Here is a 17,233-nt window from a genome sequence, read left to right as displayed (position 1 = left end):
CCTCGCACGGCTCAGTACGAGCGCCGGGCGTCAGCGGCGCAGCAGCTCCTCGACCCGGGCCCGCACCTCGTCGGTGTCCAGGCCGCGGATGGTGAGCGTGGTGCGGCGGCGCAGCACGTCGTCCACGGTCTCGGCCCACTCGTGGTCGCGGGCGTAGACGGCCTGGGCCCAGATCTCCGGGCCGTCCGGGTGGATGCGCTCGCCGAGCGCCGGGTCCTCGGCGACCAGGCGGGCGATCTCGAAGGACAGCGAGCCGTAGTGGGTGGCGAGCTGACGGGCCGTGAGCGGGTCCATCCGCACGCCCGGCTCGCGGTCCACCAGGAGGCGGTGCGCGACGGCGTTCGGGTTGGCGATGCCGGGCAGCGGCACCCGGCGGGGCAACCGGGACAGCGGCTCCATGTCGTCGGCGAGCGCGCCGCCCGGCAGCTTGGCCAGCTTGTTGATGACGGTGCGGCCGATGTGCCGGTAGGTGGTCCACTTGCCGCCGGCCACCGAGAGCATGCCGCCGCGGCCCTCGGTGACGACCGTCTCGCGCTTGGCGGACTCGGTGTTCCCCGGCCCGCCGGGCAGCACCCGCAGGCCCGCGTACGCGTAGGTGATCAGGTCACGGGACAGGTGCTCGTCGCGGACCGAGAACGCCGCCTCCTCCAGGATCTGGTCGATGTCGGCGTCGGTGGCCCGCACCTGCCCCGGGTCGCCCTCGTACGCCTCGTCCGTGGTGCCCAGCAGGAGCTGGTCCTCCCACGGCAGGGCGAAGGTGATCCGGTACTTGTCGACCGGCGTGGACATGGCGGCCTTCCACGGGGCCTTGCGCTTGAGCACCACGTGGGCGCCCTTGGAGAGCCGGATGCTGGGCGCCGCGCCGGAGTCCTCCATCCGGCGCAGGTGGTCCACCCAGGGGCCGGTGGCGTTCAGGACTATGCGCGCGTCGACGCCGAACTCGGTGCCGTCCAAGCCGTCGCGCAGCTCGGCGCCGCTGACCCGGCCGTGCGTGAAGCGCAGGCCCGTGACCTCGGCGTGGTTGAGCACGACCGCGCCGGACTCGACCGCGGCGCGCACGGTCATGACCGCGACCCGCGAGTCGTTCATCTGATGGTCGCCGAAGACGGCGACGGCCTTGAGGTTCTCGGTGCGCAGCGCCGGGTTGTCGGCGGCGGCCCGAGCGGGCGAGATGACCCGGCCGACGCCGTCGCCGAACGCGGAAAGGGCCGAGTAGGCGAAGACGCCGGCGCCCAGCTTGGCGGCGCCGTGCGGGCCGCCCTTGTACACCGGCAGGTAGAAGGTGAGCGGGTTGACCAGGTGCGGGGCCACGTCCTTGGCCAGCACCCGCCGCTCGTGGTGGTTCTCCGCGACCAGCTTGACCGCCCCGGTCTGCAGGTAGCGCAGACCGCCGTGGACGAGCTTGGAGGAGGCGGACGAGGTGGCGCCGGCGAAGTCGCCGGCGTCCACCATCGCGACCCGCAGTCCGGATTGCGCGGCGTGCCAGGCCACCGAGGTGCCCAGGATGCCGCCGCCGATCACCAGGAGGTCGTACGTCGCGCTGGACAGTCGGTCCCGGGTTTCGGCGCGGTCCTGTCGGGGACCGGCAGCCGGGCGCGTCCCGGGCTCGGGGACGCTCTGCAGGGTGGTCATGATTACTCCTCGTCCTCGATCCAGCCCATGGTCCGCTCGACGGCCTTGAGCCAGTTCTTGTACTCGCGGTCGCGTACGTCCGCTTCCATCCGGGGGGTCCACTCGGCAGCCCGGCGCCAGTTGGCGCGCAGGGCGTCGGTGTCCGGCCAGAATCCGACGGCCAGACCGGCGGCGTAGGCCGCGCCGAGGGCGGTGGTCTCGGCGACCATGGGGCGCACGACGGGCGCGTCCAGGACGTCCGAGATGGTCTGCATGAGCAGGTTGTTGGAGGTCATTCCGCCGTCGACCTTGAGCGCGGTCAGTTCGACGCCGGAGTCCTTGGTCATCGCGTCCACGATCTCGCGCGTCTGCCAGGCGGTGGCCTCGAGGACGGCGCGCGCGATGTGCGCCTTGGTGACGTACCGGGTCAGCCCGGCGATCACGCCGCGGGCGTCGGCCCGCCAGTAGGGGGCGAACAGGCCGGAGAAGGCGGGCACGACGTAGGCGCCGCCGTTGTCCTCGACGGAGCTGGCGAGCGTCTCGATCTCGGCCGCGCTGTTGATCAGGCCCATCTGGTCGCGCATCCACTGCACGAGCGACCCGGTGACCGCGATCGAGCCCTCCAGGGCGTAGACCGGTGCCTGGTCGCCGATCCGGTAGCCGACGGTGGTCAGCAGGCCGTTGTACGAGTTGACCGGCGCGCTCCCGGTGTTCATCAGCAGGAACGTGCCGGTGCCGTACGTCGACTTGGCCTCGCCCTTGGCGAAGCAGGTCTGGCCGAAGAGGGCGGCCTGCTGGTCGCCGAGCGCGGAGGCCACCGGGACGCCGGCCAGGGCGCCGCCAGCCGCGGTGCCGTAGACCTCGGCCGACGAGCGGATCTCCGGCAGCACGGCGGCCGGGATCTCCATCGAGGCCAGGATGCGCTCGTCCCAGTCCAGCGTGGCGAGGTTCATCAGCATGGTGCGCGATGCGTTGGTGACGTCGGTGACGTGCACGCCGCCGTCGGGGCCGCCGGTGAGGTTCCAGATGACCCAGGAGTCCATGGTGCCGAAGAGGATCTCGCCGGCCTCGGCCCGGGCGCGCAGGCCGTCCACGTTGTCGAGCAGCCAGCGGATCTTGGGGCCGGCGAAGTACGAGGCGAGCGGCAGGCCGGTCTCACGGCGGAAGCGGTCGGGGCCGACGTTGCGGCCCAGCTCCCTGCACAGCGCGTCGGTGCGGGTGTCCTGCCAGACCAGCGCGTTGTGCACCGGCTCGCCGGTGTTCCTGTCCCACAGCAGCGTCGTCTCGCGCTGGTTGGTGATGCCGATGGCCTTCACGTCCGCGCCGGTGATGCCGGCCTTGGCGATCGCGCCGTCGGTGACCTCCTGGACGTTGGCCCAGATCTCGGCGCCGTCGTGCTCGACCCAACCCGGCTTCGGGAAGATCTGCTCGTGCTCCTTCTGGTCGACCGCGACGATGCGGCCGTCCCGGTCGAAGACGATGCAGCGGCTGGAGGTGGTGCCCTGGTCGATGGAGGCGATGAACGGTCCGTGGCCGTGCGAGGCGGCGCCTGGGGTGGAGGCGAAGTCCTGGGTGTCGGTCATGATGTGCGGCTCCTGCGTGATGACGTCGGTCGGGCTTTAGGCGAAGGCGAGTTCGTAGAGTCCGCCCGCGATGGCGCCGCCAGCAAGTGGGCCGACGACGGGAATCCAGGCGTAGCCCCAGTCCGAGCCGCCCTTGTTGGGCAGCGGCAGCAGGGCGTGCACGATGCGCGGGCCGAGGTCGCGCACCGGGTTGATGGCGTAGCCGGTGGGCCCGCCGAGCGAGAGGCCGAGGCCGACCACGACGAGGGCCGTCATCAGCGCCCCGGTACCGGAGACCGCCAGCCCCTCGGTCAGGCCCTGGGTGAGGATGGCGAGCACCAGGACGACGGTGGCGATGATCTCGGTGGCCAGGTTCTGCACCGCGTTGCGGATCTCCGGGCCGGTGGAGAAGATGCCGAGCACCGGGCCCGCCGCGGGGGCGGCCGACTGGTCCACCAGGCCCTCCTGGCCGCCCGTCTCGGCGATGACCTCGGGGTCGGTGAGGTGGGCCTGGAAGTGGCCGTAGTACGAGACCCACACCAGGAGCGCGCCGATCATCGCGCCCAGGAGCTGCGAGGCGAAGTAGAGCGGCACGTCACTCCACTGGGTGCCGCCCTCGCCACCCTTGATGGCCAGACCGACGGTCACCGCCGGGTTCAGGTGGGCGCCGCTGACGCCTCCCGCGATGTACGCACCGGTCAGCACGGCGAAACCCCACCCGAAGGTGATGGCGAGCCAGCCGGCGTTGAGCGCCTTGGACCGCTTGAGTGTGACAGCGGCCACCACGCCACCGCCGAGCAGGATGAGTACGGCCGTGCCGATGGTTTCGCCGATGAAGATGTCGGAGCTGGACACCCGCGACTCCTTTGTCGTTCGTCCAGGGGAGGGCGAACCCCGGGTCCCTTCCGGAGGTTCGCGCGCTCGGTGAGCGCGTTTTACCGGCCCGTGGCGCTGTCCACCATAGCGAATATTGTCGTTAGGTGTTCGACAATGCCGACCGGTGCACGGCAGTTTTCTCGACACCGTCAACACCGTCAAGGTGCTGTGACCGAAAACTCGTCAGTAACTGACCGGGAAGTACGGGGTGCTTACCCGCGGCGCCCACGCCCCACCCCACGACCGCCCGCCCCGCCGGTGAGAAAAGGGCAGGCGGACGTCACGGCGGAGGGGAGGACGAGGAGGTCACGAGGGTGCGGCGTGGGCCCGAGGCGTACGGAAAGCCGGGCCGGCGGCGTCAGAAGCGGCCCGCGCCCAGGTCGCGGGAGACCGCCCGGGCGCAGTCCCGCACGGCGGCGATCAGCTCCGGGCGCAGGCTGCCCTCCGGGCACACCCGCTCCACCGCGCCGGTGACGCCCACCGCGCCCACCGGCATCCGGCGACGGTCGTGGATCGGCGCCGCCACCGACGCCACGCCGTCCCAGGTCTCCTCGACGTCGGCGGCCCAGCCCCGGGCGCGGATCAGGTCGAGGACGCCCTCGAAGTCGGCGGCCCCGGTCACCGTGCGCGGGGTGAAGGCGGTGCGCTCGCCCTCGACCGCCTCGGTGTGGGCCACCGGGTCGTACGCGGAGAGCACCTTGCCGAGGGCCGTGCTGTGCAGCGGCTGCATCGCGCCCACCTCAAGGACCTGGCGGCTGTCGTCGGGCCGGAAGACGTGGTGCACGATGAGCACGCCCTGCTGGTGCAGCACCCCCAGGTAGACGCTCTCGCCGCTGGAGCGCGCGAGGTCGTCCGCCCACACCAGGGCGCGGGCGCGCAGCTCGTGCACGTCCAGGTAGCTGTTGCCGAGCCGGAGCAGCTCCGCGCCCAACTGGTAGCGTCCCGAAGCCGGGTCCTGCTCGACGAAGCCCTCCTGCTGGAGGGTGCGCAGGATGCCGTGCGCGGTGCCCTTGGCGAGGTCGAGCGAGGAGGCGATGTCGGACAGGCCGAGCCTGCGCTCGCCACCTGCCAACAGCCGGAGCATCGCCGCCGCGCGCTCCAGCGACTGGATGGTCCGCGCCATCGCGCAACCTCCTCGGAGACTCGGGGACTAGATGGTTCAACCATCTGTGGTTCGACAATGCTGAACACTATCGGCCCATGCCGACCTTGGGATACCAGATGGCCGGGCGCGCGGGCTCGTGTGACGGCCCGCGACGCCGCCTCGCGCCGTCCCGCACAGCGGGACGTCCGGCGCCACTTCGCCCCCGAGGGCTAGGCTGGCCGGGTGCGCCTTCCACCGGAAGACGCAAAGCCGACAGCCGTCGCACCTCAGGGAGAGCACACCCATGGCCTCGCACAAGCCATCGCCCAATGCCAGCTCCGACCGCGTCCACGCGCTGCGTGAGGCCCTCGCCACCCGGGTGGTGGTCGCGGACGGTGCGATGGGCACGATGCTTCAGGCGCAGGACCCCAGCCTCGACGACTTCGAACAGCTCGAAGGCTGCAACGAGATCCTCAACATCACCCGCCCCGACATCGTGCGCAACGTCCACCAGGAGTACTTCGCCGTCGGCGTGGACTGCGTGGAGACGAACACCTTCGGCGCCAACCTCTCGGCGCTGGGCGAGTACGACATCGCTGACCGGATCTACGAGCTCTCCGAGTCGGGCGCCCGCATCGCCCGCGAGGTCGCCGACGAGTTCGCGGCCGACGGCCGGCCCCGCTGGGTGCTCGGCTCGATGGGCCCCGGCACCAAGCTCCCCACCCTCGGCCACGCCCCGTACGAGGCGCTGCGCGACGCGTACCAGCTGAACGCCGCCGGGCTGATCGCGGGTGGCGCCGACGCCCTGCTGGTCGAGACGACCCAGGACCTGTTGCAGACCAAGGCGTCCGTCATCGGCGTCAAGCGCGCCCTCGCCGAGGCCGGCGTGGACCTGCCGCTGCTCGTCCAGGTCACCGTCGAGACCACCGGCACCATGCTGCTCGGCTCCGAGATCGGCGCCGCGCTGACCGCGCTTGAGCCGCTCGGCATCGACATGATCGGCCTCAACTGCGCCACCGGCCCCGCCGAGATGAGCGAGCACCTGCGCTACCTGGCCCGGCACGCCCGCACCCGGGTGTCCGCCATGCCCAACGCCGGCCTGCCGGTCCTCGGCAAGGACGGCGCGCACTACCCGCTCACGCCCCCGGAGCTGGCCGACGCGCACGAGGTCTTCGTCCGCGAGTACGGGCTCTCCCTGGTCGGCGGCTGCTGCGGCACCACGCCCGAGCACCTGCGGCAGGTCGTGGAGCGGGTGCGGGACATGACGCCCACCGAGCGCTCCCCGCGCCCCGAGCCCGGCGCCGCCTCGCTGTACCAGACCGTCCCCTTCCGCCAGGACACCTCGTACCTGGCGATCGGCGAGCGCACCAACGCCAACGGCTCCAAGAAGTTCCGCGAGGCCATGCTGGACGGGCGCTGGGACGACTGCGTGGAGATGGCCCGCGACCAGATCCGCGAGGGCGCCCACCTGCTCGACCTGTGCGTGGACTACGTCGGCCGGGACGGCGTCGCCGACATGCGCGAGCTGGCCGGCCGCTTCGCCACGGCCTCCACGCTGCCGATCGTCCTGGACTCCACCGAGGTGGACGTCATCCGCGCCGGCCTGGAGAAGCTGGGCGGGCGCGCGGTGATCAACTCGGTCAACTACGAGGACGGCGACGGCCCCGACTCCCGCTTCGCCCGCGTCACCGCCCTGGCCCAGGAGCACGGCGCGGCGCTGATGGCGCTGACCATCGACGAGGAGGGCCAGGCCCGCACCGTCGAGCACAAGGTCGCCGTCGCCGAGCGGCTCATCGAGGACCTCACCACCAACTGGGGCATCCACGAGTCCGACATCCTCATCGACTGCCTGACCTTCACCATCTGCACCGGGCAGGAGGAGTCCCGCAAGGACGGCGTCAACACCATCGAGGCCATCCGCGAGCTCAAGCGCCGCCACCCGGACGTGCAGACCACGCTCGGCCTGTCCAACATCTCCTTCGGCCTCAACCCGGCCGCCCGCATCGTGCTCAACTCGGTCTTCCTCGACGAGTGCGTCAAGGCCGGCCTGGACTCGGCCATCGTGCACGCCTCGAAGATCCTGCCCATCGCCCGGCTGGAGGAAGAGGAAGTCAAGACCGCGCTCGACCTCATCTACGACCGGCGCTCGGAGGGCTACGACCCGCTGCAGAAGTTCCTCGAACTCTTCGAGGGCGCCACCACCAAGTCGCTCAAGGCGGGCCGGGCCGAGGAACTGCTGGCCCTGCCGCTGGACGAGCGGCTCCAGCGGCGCATCATCGACGGCGAGAAGAACGGCCTGGAGGCGGACCTGGCGGAGGCCCTCACCTCCCGCCCGGCCCTGGAGATCGTCAACGACACGCTGCTGGCGGGCATGAAGGTAGTCGGCGAGCTGTTCGGCTCCGGCCAGATGCAGCTCCCCTTCGTCCTCCAGTCCGCCGAGGTCATGAAGGGCGCGGTGGCCTACCTGGAGCCGCACATGGAGAAGTCGGACGCGGAGGGCAAGGGCACCATCGTGCTGGCCACCGTGCGCGGCGACGTCCACGACATCGGCAAGAACCTGGTGGACATCATCCTGTCCAACAACGGCTACAACGTCGTCAACCTGGGCATCAAGCAGCCCGTCTCGGCGATCGTGGAGGCCGCGCAGGAACACCGGGCCGACGTGATCGGCATGTCCGGGCTGCTGGTGAAGTCCACGGTGATCATGAAGGAGAACCTGGAGGAGCTGAACCAGCGCAAGCTGGCCGCGGACTACCCGGTCATCCTCGGCGGCGCTGCGCTCACCCGCGCCTACGTCGAGCAGGACCTGCACGAGATCTACGAGGGCGAGGTCCGCTACGCCAGGGACGCCTTCGAGGGGCTGCGGCTGATGGACGCGCTGATCGCCGTCAAGCGCGGCGTGCCCGGCGCGGCCCTGCCCGAGCTGCGCCAGCGCCGGGTCGCCAAGCGCACCGTCGAGGTCAACGAGCCGGAGCCGGAGTCCGGCCCGGTCCGCTCGGACGTGGCCACCGACAACCCGGTGCCCACCCCGCCGTTCTGGGGCACCCGCGTCGTCAAGGGCATCCAGCTCGTCGACTACGCCTCCTGGCTGGACGAGGGCGCGCTGTTCAAGGGCCAGTGGGGCCTCAAGCAGGCGCGTACCGGCGACGGTCCGACGTACGAGGAGCTGGTGGAGACCGAGGGCCGGCCTCGGCTGCGCGGCTGGCTGGACAAGCTGCTCACCGAGAACCTGCTGGAGGCGGCCGTGGTCTACGGCTACTTCCCGTGCGTCTCCAAGGGCGACGACCTGGTGCTGCTGCACGAGGACGGCACCGAGCGCACCCGGTTCACCTTCCCGCGCCAGCGCCGGGGCCGCCGGCTGTGCCTGTCCGACTTCTTCCGGCCCGAGGAGTCGGGGGAGCGGGACGTGGTCGGCCTCCAGGTCGTCACGGTCGGCTCGAAGATCGGCGCCGCGACGGCCGAGCTGTTCGAGGCCAACTCCTACCGCGACTACCTGGAGCTGCACGGCCTGTCCGTCCAGCTCGCCGAGGCGCTGGCCGAGTACTGGCACGCCCGGGTCCGCGCCGAGCTGGGCTTCGCCGGCGAGGACCCGGACTCGGTCGAGGCGATGTTCGACCTCAAGTACCGTGGCGCCCGCTTCTCCCTCGGCTACGGGGCCTGCCCCGACCTGGAGGACCGGGCCAAGATCGCGGACCTGTTGGAGCCGGAGCGGATCGGCGTGAAGCTCTCCGAGGAGTTCCAGCTCCACCCGGAGCAGTCCACGGACGCGATCGTGATCCACCACCCGGAGGCGAAGTACTTCAACGCCCGTTGACCGCCGTCACCGCACCGCTCACCCCCGCCGCCCCGACCCGCGCCCCGCGCGCGTCGGGGCGGCGGGCGTATGGGCGTGGGGCGGGCGGTGCGCGTACGGGCGGGGGCGGGGGCGGCCGGGCGTACGCGCGGTGGGCGTGGGGCGGTGCGCGTACGGGCGAGCTGGGCCGGCCGCTGACCCCAGGGCCGGGCCCTGGACCGCCGCCGGCCACGCCGGCACGCCCCGGGCCCGGGCCTGCCGAGCGGGCCGGCACGGCGCGGGATATCCCAGGGCGCGGCTGGGGGCCCCGACGTACACTGGTCGGTCCGGTAGCAGCCGGTTGCCTTCCCTTGGGCGGAGGGTGACCGGCTCCTTTGCCCTCGTGGGGCGCCCTCGCCGCGTCGGGGGTGGCCCGCCCGGGCCTTTCGTTACGGAGGTGCATGGATGACCAGCAGCGTCCCCGCTGTCGACGCGCGGCCAGGCGAGGAGCGGGCTCCGGTCCTGGAGGGCGTCCTGCTCGACATGGACGGCACCCTGGTGGACACCGAGGGCCTGTGGTGGACGGCCGAGGCATCGATCTTCGCCGAGCTCGGGCATGTGCTGGACGAGGCGCACCGCGCGGTCGTGGTCGGCGGCCCCATGACCCGCAGCGCCTCCTACCTCATCGAGGTCACCGGCGCCGACATCGGGCTGGACGAGTTGATCACGCGGCTCAACACCCGCTTCGCGGAGCTGATCGGGGGCAGCGTGCCGCTGATGCCCGGCGCCCGGCGGCTGCTCACGGAGCTGACGGCACACGGCGTGCCGACCGCCCTGGTCTCCGCCTCGCACCGGCGCATCATCGACCAGGTCCTGCTGTCGCTGGGCTCCGAGAACTTCCGGCTCACCGTCGCCGGCGACGAGGTCGAGCGCACCAAGCCGCACCCGGACCCCTACCTGCTCGCGGCGGCCGGCCTCGGGGCCGACCCCGCGCGCTGTGTCGTCGTCGAGGACACCGTGACCGGCGTGAGCGCGGCGGAGGCCGCCGGCTGCCCGGTGCTCGCGGTGCCCTCGGTGGTCACCATCGAGCCGGCGCCGGGGCGCACCGTCGTGCCCTCCCTCGAAGGCGTGGACCTCGCTTTTCTCCGCGCATTGGTCAAGCCAATTGATCAGGAGAGGGCGGCCATTCCGTAAGCGGACGGTCGCGGTTCGTATTCCGATTGCCGACTGAGCGTCATATTCGCCTGGCACAGCGCAAAGTGATGCCGGCTCAGAAAAAGATGATCTTCTCGGGTCGCGCAATGCGGCTGGCTCAACTGGCCGCGCAGGCGCCGTACTTCACGCGGCGTCTGCGCACCGTAACGCGACGGGTCGCGGTGGTGCTTACGGAAACCGCCCCCCGCATATGCGCTGAGTACGCACCGCCCGTCGGTGAATCGCTGATCGAATTCCGCTTAGCGCGGCCTTCCGCCCGCCGCGCGGTAAATGGTTATCACGGCAGGGGCGGTTGCGTGATTTATCTCACTGAACGGCCCGTCGACAGGTGGACGTTCCCTGTGCTGGCCGGACGATTCGGCCGCTTTCGGTTGAGGTCTTGTGTCCCGTTTAGCGGTCTCTCGCACGAATCGTTCTGCGTTGCCCATATCCCCTGACGGGGCGGTGCGATAACGCCGAGATATCGCCCCGACTACGCCGCACTCCAGTAATGCTGGTGACGCCTACTAATGTCTTCCGGGAAACATCAGCACGACCCCGCGTAGCCCGCTGTCCAAACAACGGTGGGGCCCGGGTTTCGATGGTAGGGAGACCCCCGAGAATGAACCGTAAGACGATGGTGTTGCCCGCGTTGGTGGGCCTGTTGACGTCTGTTCTCGCGGGCTGCGGGAGTGCGGACGGGGCCGGCTCGGACGGTGACGCGATCGTCGTCGGAAGTACGGATCTGATCGAGGCCACGGACACGGCGCCGGCGCCGCTCGACCCCGCCCAGGTTTACGACGTCGGGTCGTGGGGCGTCATGCACAACGTCTTCCAGACCCTCATGCGCATGCCCAGGTCCGGCAGCACGCCGGTGCCCGACGCCGCCCGCAGCTGCGGCTTCCAGGACAAGCAGAGCGAGCAGTTCCGCTGCACGCTGCGCAAGGGGCTGACCTTCTCCAACGGGCACGAGCTCACCGCGCGGGACGTCGTCTTCTCCTTCGAGCGCACGCTGGCCATCGACTACGCGAACGGCCCCCAGTCGCTGATCAGCAACATCGACAAGGTCGAGGCCGCCGGCGAGTTGGAGGTGGTCTTCCACCTCAAGTCACCCGACGCCACCTTCCCGCACAAGCTCGCCACGCCGGCCACCGCGCTGGTCGACAGCGAGGACTACGCCAAGAACAAGCTCAGGTCCGGCTTCGAGATGAGCGGCTCGGGCCCGTACGAGGTGAGCGTCGAGACCAGCGAGAACCGGCTGACCAAGGCCGTCTTCACCAGGAACCCGAAGTACCAGGGCGCGGTGGAGGTGGGCAACAGCAAGGTCGAGATGCGGTTCTTCCCCGACGCCAAGGCGATGGAGAAGGCGCTCAACGCGGGCGACATCAGCGCGCTCAACCGCACCCTGAGCCCGGAGCAGATCGTGCGCCTGCGGGACAAGCTCAAGGGCGACGTCAAACTCACCGAGTCCTCGGGCCAGGAGATTCGTTACCTCGCCTTCAACACCGACGCCCCCGGGGTCCGCGACAAGGCCGTACGCAAGGCGATGGCCCAGCTCGTCGACCGGCAGGCGCTGGTGCGCGACGTCTACCAGCGCACCACCGTGCCGTTGTACTCCCTGGTGCCGACCGGCACGTCGGCCCACACCAACTCCTTCCACAACACCTACGGCGACCCCAGCGTCAGCAAGGCCCGCAAGATCCTGCGCGACGCCGACGTGAGCACCCCGGTGAAGCTGACCCTCAGCTACTCCTCGGACCACTACGGGCCGGCGTCCACCAAGGAGTTCCAGGCGCTCCGGCAGCAACTGAACGACAGCAAGCTCTTCGAGGTGAAGATCCAGGACGTGCCCTGGACGACGTTCCGCCCGGCCGCGGCCAAGGGCGAGTACGCCGCCTACGGCATGGGGTGGTACCCGGACTTCCCCGACCCGGACAACTACGTCGCACCGTTCTTCGGCCCCGACAACTTCCTGGGCTCTCCCTATCGAAACACCACGATCGAAGATGTCCTGATCCCGCGCACCCGGCAGCAGGAGCAGCGCACCGTAGCCGTCAGGGACTTCCAGCAGGCGCAGGACATCATCGCGGACGAGGTGCCCGTGTTGCCGCTGTGGCAGGGGAAGCAGTACGTCGCCACCCGTGACGGCATCACCGGAGCGGAGTGGGCGGTCGACGACGCGGGCAAGCTCCGGCTGTGGGAGCTGGGCCGCGGAGTCAAGGGCTGATCGGGCCGGTGTCAGCGACGCCACCGGTTCCGAGGAATCATCCGAGGCAACCGTGAGGTAGGCGCGCGTGAGGAAACGGAACCAGTGGCTGGCGGCCCCGCTCGTCGTGGGGCTCGCCGGCTCCCTGCTGGCGGGGTGCGGCTCGGACGGCGGGGCGACCGCGGGCACGGGCGAACGCGTGGTCATGGGCATGTCGGACCGGGTCTTGTCCACCGACCCGGCCGCCGGCTACGACCCCGGCTCCTGGCTGCTGTTCAACAACGTCTTCCAGTCATTGCTGAGCTTCCCCAAGGGGAGCAGCACGCCCCAGCCGGAGGCGGCCGAGTCCTGCGGCTTCCAGGACCGCGCCAGCAAGGTCTTCCGCTGCACCCTGCGCGCCGGCCTGACCTTCACCAACGGCAACGACCTCACCTCGAAGGACGTCAAGCACTCCTTCGAGCGCACGTTGGCCATCGCCCACCAGGACGGCCCCGCCGTCATGTTCTCCTCGATCGACCGGATCGACACGCCGGACGAGCGGACCGTCACCTTCCGCCTGAAGTCCCCGGACGCCACGTTCCCGCAGAAGATCGCCTCCGGCGCCGGCTCCATCGTGGACCACCGCGTCTACCCCAGGGACAGGCTGCGCACCGACTCGCGGGCCGTCGGCTCCGGCGTCTACCGGCTCGACTCCTTCGACAGCGAGGAGGCCCGGTTCTCGGTCAACGACGGCTACCGGGGCCCGGCCGAGCCGCGGAACTCCGGCATGACCATGAAGTTCTACAACGGTGACCAGCCCGCCCTGGCCGCGGCGGTGCGCGGCGGCGACATCGACCTCGCCTACCGCGGCCTGGAGTCCGCCGCCGTCGCCAAGATCGCCACCCAGGCCGGCGGCGCCAGGGGCCTCCAGGTCGTCGAGGGCACCAGCGCCGAGATCCAACACCTGGTCTTCAACCTGCGCGACCGTGTCGCGGGACGGCGCGGCGTGCGCCAGGCGGTGGCCTACCTCATCGACCGCAGCCTGCTGGCCCGCGACGTCTACCAGCGCACCGTGCAACCGCTGTACTCCACCGTCCCGGCCGGCATCACCGCCCACAAGACGCCGTACTTCGACCTGTACGGCGACCGCCCGCAGCGCGCCAAGGCCCGCGCGGCGCTGCGCGCCGACGGCATCACCGACAAGGTCAGACTCACCCTGTGGGGAACCCCGATCCGCTACGGCCCCGGCACCGACGCGGGCCTGCGCCTGATCGCCGAGCAGCTCAACGCCAGCGGCCTGTTCGAGGCCGAGGTGCGCAGCGTCGACTTCGGCACGTACGAGAAGGGCATCAGCCGCGGCGACTACGGCGTCTACGTCAAGGGCTGGGTCCCCGACTACCCGGACCCGGACAACTTCACAGCGCCGTTCTTCGGCCCCGACAACGTGCTCGCCAACCACTACGACGCCGGCAAGATCACCTCACAGTGGCTGCCGAGCACCGCGAGCCAGGTCAACCGCGCCGAGACCGTCGGCGACTTCGCGCGCATCCAGACCCAGGTCGCGAAGGACCTGCCGGTGATACCCCTGTGGCAGGGCAAGCAGTACGCCGTGGCCAGCGACGCCATCACCGGTCTCCAGTGGACCCTGGACGCGTCCACGGTCTTCCGCTTCTGGGAGATCGCCAAGACGGGCTGACCCCCACCGGCCCCGGCCCATCGGCCCCGGCCCACCGGCCGGGGCCCGACGGCGCCGCACCGTTGGCCGCCGTGCCGCCGGTGACCTACTGGGCGCCGGGGCGGACCAGGCCACTCTCGTACGCGTAGACCGCGGCCTGCACCCGGTCCCGCAGGCCCAGCTTGGTGAGCACGTGGCCCACGTGCGTCTTGACCGTCGTCTCGCTGACGAACAGGTCGGCGGCGATCTCCGCGTTCGACAGGCCGCGGGCCACCAGCTTGAGGACCTCGACCTCGCGGTCGGTGAGCGTGTGCAGCGTGTCGGGCACCGACTCCTCGCCCGAGGGCAGGTGGTCGGCGTACTTGTCCAGCAGGCGCCGGGTCACGCTCGGCGCCAACATCGCCTCGCCCGCGGCCACCACCCGGATCGCCTGCACCAGCTCGTTGGCGGGCGCGTCCTTGAGCAGGAAGCCGCTGGCCCCGGCGCGCAGCGCCTCCACCACGTACTCGTCGAGGTCGAACGTGGTCAGGACCAGCACCTTCGCCGGGCCGTCCCGCCCGGGGCCGGTGATCTGCCGGGTCGCCTCCACGCCGTCCATCCGCGGCATGCGGATGTCCATCAGCACCACGTCCGGCTGCAGGGCCCGCACCTGGTCGAGGGCCTGGAGCCCGTCCCCGGCCTCCCCGACGACGGCGAGGTCCTGCTCGGCCTCCAGGATCATGCGGAAGCCGGTACGCAGCAGCGGCTGGTCATCGACGAGCAGAACGCGGATCGCCACGGGGTCTCCTTCGCTAGACCTGCCCCATTCTGCCCTGACCGGGCGGGTCCGACTGCGCGGGGATGACCTTGAGGGGGTAGGGCGGGGGAGTGCCACCGAACTCCGGGCACAGCGCCTGGTGGTCGCACCAGCCGCAGAGCTTGGTCTGCCGCGGCTGCCAGTTCCCCGTCTCGGTCGCCTCCCGGATCGCGGCCCACAGCGCGAGCAGCTTGCGCTCGACCGCCTCCAGCTCGGCCGCGACCGGGTCGTAGGTCAGCACGTCGCCACTGCCCAGGTAGACGAGCTGGAGCCGCCTGGGCACCACGCCGCGCAACCGCCACAGCACCAGCGCGTAGAACGTCATCTGGAACAGCGCGTCGCCCCGGTACTGCGGCGCCGGCGCCCGGCCCGTCTTGTAGTCGACCACCCGCACCTCGCCCGTCGGCGCGATGTCCACCCGGTCGATGTAGCCCCGCAGCGTCAGGCCCGACTCCAGGGCCGTCTCCACGTACAACTCGCGCTCGGCGGGCTCCAGGCGCGTCGGGTCCTCCAGCGTGAACCACCGCTCGACCAACTGCTCCGCCTCGCGCAGCCAGCCCGCGAGCCGCTCCGGGTCCTGCCCGCCGTCCTCCGTCGCGAACAACTCGGCCAACTCCGGCTTGGCCGCCAGCAGCCGCTCCCACTCGCCGGGGACCATGGCCCGGGCCCGGGGCGCCGTGCGGTCCGTCGCCGGGGAGTCGAAGAGCCGCTCGAGGACGGCGTGCACCACCGTGCCCCGGGTCGCCGCCGCGCTGGGCTTCTCCGGGAGCTTGTCGATCACGCGGAAGCGGTACAGCAGCGGGCACCGCATGAAGTCGGCGGCCCGCGACGGCGACAGCGACGACGACAGCGGTGCCCGGGACGCCGCCCGCCCCGCCTTCTCCGTGGTTCCCATGCCGCAAGACTGTACGGCCCGGCACTGACAGTCGCGGCAACCGGCCGCGCGCCGCGGGCGGCATCGCCGGGGCGCGACGGGGCAGGAGCGCAGGCGACGGGCGGGAACCGTCCCGCCCGCGCCGACGTCCGCGAACGCCGGGGCCCGGGGCCACCCCTCCGGAGGGTAAAGGGGGAGCCGAGGCCGAGCGAAGCGCAGGCAGACGCATACCATCGACGGCAGAACGCCTCACGCCGCACGATCGTGAGACCGAGCGGGCGGCGCGAGGGACGTACATGACGAGAGGACACCGTGGACAACAGCGGGCAGCGGCGGTCCGGCGACGGGCCGGACCGCCCGACCGAGCCCGAGGACCGCAAACCTGAGCGGCCCAAGGAGGTCGGCGGCGGCTTCCTGATGGGCCGGCCCTTCGGCGTCCCGGTCTACGTCGCGCCGAGCTGGTTCCTGGTGGCCGCCCTGATCACCTGGGTCTTCGGCGGCCAGCTCGACCGCGTGCTGCCGGAGCTGGGCACCGCGCGCTACCTGGTCTCGCTCTTCTTCGCCATCGCCTTCTACGCCTCGGTACTCGTGCACGAGCTGGCGCACACGGTGGCCGCGCTCCGCTTCAAACTGCCGGTGCGCCGCATCCAGTTGCAGTTCTTCGGCGGCGTGTCGGAGATCGAGAAGGAGTCCGAGACGCCGGGCCGGGAGTTCGTCCTGGCCTTCGTCGGTCCGCTGCTCTCGCTCGTGCTCGCCGGCGTCTTCTACCTCGGCATGCAGGTCGTGGAGCCCGGCACCGTGCCCGGCGTGCTGCTCGCCGGCCTGATGATCTCCAACCTGATCGTCGCCGCCTTCAACCTGCTGCCCGGCCTGCCGCTGGACGGCGGGCGCATGCTGCGGGCCGTGGTCTGGAAGCTCAGCGGCAAGCCCATGACCGGCACCGTCGCCGCCGCCTGGACCGGGCGCGCGCTCGCCGTCGCGGTGCTCATCGGACTGCCGCTGGTCACCCACGCGGGAGGCTTCGGCGACTCCGACGGCTTCGGCAGCGTCGACTCGCTCACCGACGCGCTGCTGGCCGCCATCCTCGCCGCGATCATCTGGACCGGCGCCGGCAACAGCCTGCGGATGGCCCGGCTCCGCGAGCGCCTGCCCGACCTGCGGGCCCGGACGCTCACCCGGCGCGCCGTCCCCGTCGCCGCCGACACCCCGCTCTCCGAGGCGCTGCGGCGCGCCAACGACGCCGGCGCCCGCGCCCTGGTCGTCGTCGACAACCACGGCGACCCGACCGCCGTCGTCCGCGAGGCGGCCATCGTCGGCATCCCCGAGCACCGCCGCCCCTGGGTCGCGGTCAGCGGCCTCGCGCAGGACCTCAAGGAGGGCATGCGCGTCTCGGCCGAGCTGACCGGCGAGCAGCTCCTCGACACCCTGCGCGCGACTCCGGCCACCGAGTACCTGGTGGTCGAGGAGACCGGGGAGATCTACGGCGTGCTCTCCACGGTCGACGTGGAGCGCGCCTTCCTCGCCGCGATAGCCCGCCCCTCCTAACCGGCCCCGGGCCCCGGCGCCCGACCGCGACCCGGCCCGCCCGATCCCGCGTTCCGGCC

General features: G+C 71.4%; 11 protein-coding genes. 5 read left to right on the top strand and 6 right to left on the bottom strand.

Features of this window, described 5'->3' with window-relative positions; all coding sequences use genetic code 11:
- Positions 1-30: 30 nt before the first annotated feature.
- The 4 genes from AC3CHW_RS05095 to AC3CHW_RS05080 form a co-directional block, all read right to left on the bottom strand.
- On the bottom strand, positions 31-1,632 hold the full coding sequence (locus AC3CHW_RS05095) for a glycerol-3-phosphate dehydrogenase/oxidase (protein WP_187063141.1): 1,602 nt from the start codon (positions 1,630-1,632) through the stop codon (positions 31-33).
- Positions 1,633-1,634: 2 nt separating this feature from the next.
- A complete protein-coding gene (glpK, locus tag AC3CHW_RS05090; RefSeq protein ID WP_488469689.1) occupies positions 1,635-3,194 on the bottom strand; it encodes a glycerol kinase GlpK in 1,560 nt (519 codons plus the stop codon).
- A gap of 36 nt (positions 3,195-3,230) precedes the next feature.
- Entirely contained in the window at positions 3,231-4,028 is a 798-nt protein-coding gene (locus AC3CHW_RS05085) for an MIP/aquaporin family protein (protein ID WP_488469688.1), read from the bottom strand.
- A gap of 379 nt (positions 4,029-4,407) precedes the next feature.
- Positions 4,408-5,172 carry an IclR family transcriptional regulator gene (locus tag AC3CHW_RS05080; RefSeq protein WP_176164849.1) on the bottom strand — a complete coding sequence of 255 codons (765 nt, stop codon included), beginning with the start codon at positions 5,170-5,172 and terminating at the stop codon, positions 4,408-4,410.
- A gap of 265 nt (positions 5,173-5,437) precedes the next feature.
- Between AC3CHW_RS05080 and metH the strand changes: the two genes are divergently transcribed.
- From metH to AC3CHW_RS05060, 4 genes are all read left to right on the top strand, one after another.
- A complete protein-coding gene (gene metH, locus AC3CHW_RS05075) occupies positions 5,438-8,947 on the top strand; it encodes a methionine synthase (protein WP_488469687.1) in 3,510 nt (1,169 codons plus the stop codon).
- Between the two features lie 423 nt (positions 8,948-9,370).
- Positions 9,371-10,099 carry an HAD family hydrolase gene (locus AC3CHW_RS05070; protein ID WP_488469686.1) on the top strand — a complete coding sequence of 243 codons (729 nt, stop codon included), beginning with the start codon at positions 9,371-9,373 and terminating at the stop codon, positions 10,097-10,099.
- 622 nt (positions 10,100-10,721) lie between these two features.
- Complete coding sequence (locus AC3CHW_RS05065) at positions 10,722-12,326, top strand: ABC transporter substrate-binding protein (protein ID WP_488469685.1); 1,605 nt, start codon at positions 10,722-10,724, stop codon at positions 12,324-12,326.
- Positions 12,327-12,393: 67 nt separating this feature from the next.
- Complete coding sequence (locus AC3CHW_RS05060; protein WP_488469684.1) at positions 12,394-13,980, top strand: ABC transporter substrate-binding protein; 1,587 nt, start codon at positions 12,394-12,396, stop codon at positions 13,978-13,980.
- An 85-nt stretch (positions 13,981-14,065) separates the two neighbouring features.
- Here the strand turns inward: AC3CHW_RS05060 and AC3CHW_RS05055 are convergent, their stop codons facing one another.
- Complete coding sequence (locus AC3CHW_RS05055; protein WP_176164854.1) at positions 14,066-14,737, bottom strand: response regulator; 672 nt, start codon at positions 14,735-14,737, stop codon at positions 14,066-14,068.
- A gap of 13 nt (positions 14,738-14,750) precedes the next feature.
- Positions 14,751-15,650 carry a RecB family exonuclease gene (locus AC3CHW_RS05050; RefSeq protein ID WP_387594017.1) on the bottom strand — a complete coding sequence of 300 codons (900 nt, stop codon included), beginning with the start codon at positions 15,648-15,650 and terminating at the stop codon, positions 14,751-14,753.
- Positions 15,651-15,941: 291 nt separating this feature from the next.
- Between AC3CHW_RS05050 and AC3CHW_RS05045 the strand changes: the two genes are divergently transcribed.
- Positions 15,942-17,174 (top strand): site-2 protease family protein, encoded by a 1,233-nt coding sequence (locus AC3CHW_RS05045; protein WP_277319223.1) that lies wholly within the window; start codon positions 15,942-15,944, stop codon positions 17,172-17,174.
- Positions 17,175-17,233: the final 59 nt, after the last annotated feature.

It is taken from the genome of Streptomyces sp. MGP-BFMKR1, assembly GCF_057766585.1.
Note: the sequence above shows the minus strand (reverse complement) of the source record. Positions and strands in the feature narration are given on the sequence as shown.